This window comes from Methylobacterium sp. J-059 (genome assembly GCF_022829485.1).
GTDB lineage: Bacteria > Pseudomonadota > Alphaproteobacteria > Rhizobiales > Beijerinckiaceae > Methylobacterium.
In genome coordinates, this window is sequence record NZ_JAKSYA010000077.1 from 1 (window position 1) to 2,871 (window position 2,871).

Here is a 2,871-nt window from a genome sequence, read left to right on the forward strand (position 1 = left end):
CGTCGACCGCCTTTCGGACGGGGTCGGGGAGGCGGAAGCAGCGGGGCGATCTCGTCCCAGAGATCGTCGGGAAGAAGTGCGCGGGCCATGAAACACCAACGCACATCAACGCTCAGGGTGCCGTTCTGTTAGGCGCTCTTATTCATCGATCCGGCTGAACGAGACAGCGTCGAATACCGCGCATTCTGGGGTGCTCTCCGCTGCGGGACTTACAGGGCCGCCGAGTTCAAGCGCATCGCCAAGGGTGGGCGTCAGGTTTGGATCCAGGCGAGCTACAACCCCGTTCGAGACCGGTCCGGTCGTGTTTTCAAAATCGTCAAGATCGCCACTGACATCACCGGACAGAAGCTTCGCGCGCTGGATAGCGATGGTCAGATCGCCGCCCTTCACCGCTCGCAGGCAGTCATCGCCTTCGACCCAAGCGGCACAGTCCTCGACGCCAATCAGAACTTCCTCGATGCGGTCGGCTACCGGCTTGAGGAGATCCAGGGCCGTCATCACAGTCTATTCGTGGATGACGTCGAGCGGTCGGGCATGGTCTATCGCGGCTTCTGGGACCGGTTGAAAGGCGGCGAGTTTGCCGCTGGCGAGTTTCGCCGCATCGCCAAGGGCGGCCGCGAAGTCTGGATCCGGGCGACCTACAACCCAATCACCGACGCAAACGGGACGGTGCTGAAGGTCGTCAAGTTCGCTACCGACATTACCGAACAGGTGCAGGACCGGCAGCGCAGGGTCGAGGCGCACCGCGCGATCGGTGCGGATCTCGACGCGATTGGCTCCGCGGTTGAGGCCGTGACGCGGCAGACGGCCGATGCCGTTGGAACGATCGGACAGGTCTCCAGCGACGTCCAAGCCATGGCTTCGGGGTCGGAGGAGTTGTCGGCCTCCGTTTCCGAGATCAGTCAACAGGTTAGCTACGCCGCGCGAATGGCCGGCGAGGCGGTCAAGCAGGCGCGCCACACTGCCAGCATCGTCGAGGGCCTGAGCGAGCAGGCTGCGCAGATCGGCGACGTGGTCACGATGATCCAGGGCATCGCATCGCAGACCAACCTGCTGGCTCTTAACGCCACGATCGAGGCGGCGCGGGCTGGCGTGTCCGGTAAGGGCTTCGCAGTCGTGGCTGCCGAGGTGAAGGCTCTGGCCGAGCAGACTGCCAGGGCGACCAATAAAATTAGGGTGCAAATCGCCGCTACTCAGGCGGCCACGTGCGAGGCTGTGAGCGCAATCGGTTCGATCCAGAGCACGATCCAAGCACTGAACGAGGTGTCTGCGGCGATTGCTGCGGCGGCGGAAGAGCAGTCGGCCGTCACGCGTGAGATGTCGGGCAGCATGCACACGGCAGCTCAGGGGGTGACGACGATCGCCGGCGGCATGGATGCGATTGCCCGTGCAAGCGAGCAGGTCGACACTGCCACGCGCCAAGTACGGGAAGCTGCGAGAGCGGTCGGTTGAGGTCATGGACGGCGATCCGTCGCACTCCTCGCATCCCCACGGCTGAGAGCCACTGGGCCGGGTGGTGATATCAGCGACGAGCCCCCAGTGCCGGTGAGCGTCGTGCGGGAAGGCGATGTCCGCTTCCACGGCTCGCTATTTAAAAGCAGACAATCTCAATTCCACCCAAGCGGGTCATTCAGCTTCCGACCCTTCCCAGACTTTGGTTGTGTCTGCTGTTGGTAGTAGCTCAATGACGGCCGATCCGGGCGAGCGTCTGCCCTAGGCTGATCAATAGTAAATCCGTCGCCGCGCGAACCCCAGCGGGCATGTCGGGGCCGAGTGTCTTCTTGAGTGCTAGGGCGAGATCAATCGCTCGCTCCAGCGGGTCGTCGCTTACACCCGAACCGCTGACGACGTAGCGGTCGTCGCCATCGTGCATCTCGGTGATGTCGATCAGGATCCCGCACGTGCGCAAGGGGTCCCCGGCTTCAGATAGATAGGTGCGCCCACGGCTGAGGAGCCATCGAACGGCCCCGTCGTCAGCCAGGACACGGTACTCAACCAGGAATAGGCCACCCTCCCGGGTTACCTCTCCAACATGATCAATCAGCCAAGCATGGTCGGCAGGATGCACAGCCGCAATAGAGATCGGCCCGGTAAGCTCTTTCTCAGCGAGGTCCGGATCTCCGGTCAGCAGCTGCGCCGCACCGACGTCGTAGACGATGACCTGGCGCACGTGATCCAAATCCCAGGTACCGACGACGCAGGAGGCTTCGAGGGCAGCATGCAGTCGCTCGTGCGACCCACCGATCCCTCCGGATGTAGCCACTGAACTGTCGAACCGCCGATCCATCTTGCCATCTCGTATGCGGGCAGCCGGACTGTGCCGGACAAATCCGTACTCCATGCTTGCATAAATGACAAAGATTTCGTTTTGTGGTTGTGTATCAAGGGCGGCCGTCGCCCTATCAGCGGGTCAGACAGCTCATCCCGTGTCCGCGGAAGAGCCAGATAGGGCGAAGGAAGCGCGCATGGGCGACGATGTTAGAGCCCAGATCGCGATGGACAGCGACGCGACGATGAAACGGAACCTGCGCCGAATAGCTGACGCCCTCGGCGTGCCGGCATCAGAGTTCTACGGTCCATTGATGCTGGATCAACAGGTCTTGACGTTGCTTACGCTTGTACAGACCTACCTCGGCGGGGCCGATCCCGCTGCCCGCGAACGTTTCATGCAGGCGGTGCAGGCGATAGGCGCTCAGTACTTGGCGACCTGATGGCGATTACCCCGCGCATTAAGAGCGCCTAACAGAACCGCCTGATTTGGTTGAGGGTGATGAGACTGGCGGCGAGGTTGGTGAAGGCCTCGTAGATGTCGGCGCGGCGCTCGTAGCGTACGGGCAGGCGTCGGAAACGGTTGAACCAGGCATGGGTGCG

General features: G+C 62.5%; 2 protein-coding genes and 3 pseudogenes. 2 read left to right on the forward strand and 3 right to left on the reverse strand.

Annotated elements, in window-relative coordinates:
• A pseudogene (locus MKK55_RS08760) lies at nucleotides 1-89 on the reverse strand (IS5/IS1182 family transposase); the annotation flags it as partial.
• Between the two features lie 49 nt (nucleotides 90-138).
• Between MKK55_RS08760 and MKK55_RS08765 the strand changes: the two are divergent.
• Nucleotides 139-1,452 (forward strand): annotated as a pseudogene (locus tag MKK55_RS08765) (methyl-accepting chemotaxis protein); the annotation flags it as partial.
• Nucleotides 1,453-1,681: 229 nt separating this feature from the next.
• Here MKK55_RS08765 and MKK55_RS08770 read toward each other — a convergent pair.
• Nucleotides 1,682-2,287 carry a PAS domain-containing protein gene (locus MKK55_RS08770; RefSeq protein ID WP_243934257.1) on the reverse strand — a complete coding sequence of 202 codons (606 nt, stop codon included), beginning with the start codon at nucleotides 2,285-2,287 and terminating at the stop codon, nucleotides 1,682-1,684.
• 178 nt (nucleotides 2,288-2,465) lie between these two features.
• Between MKK55_RS08770 and MKK55_RS08775 the strand changes: the two genes are divergently transcribed.
• Complete coding sequence (locus tag MKK55_RS08775; RefSeq protein WP_243934259.1) at nucleotides 2,466-2,711, forward strand: hypothetical protein; 246 nt, start codon at nucleotides 2,466-2,468, stop codon at nucleotides 2,709-2,711.
• A gap of 28 nt (nucleotides 2,712-2,739) precedes the next feature.
• Here the strand turns inward: MKK55_RS08775 and MKK55_RS08780 are convergent.
• Nucleotides 2,740-2,871: pseudogene (locus tag MKK55_RS08780) on the reverse strand (IS5/IS1182 family transposase); the annotation flags it as partial.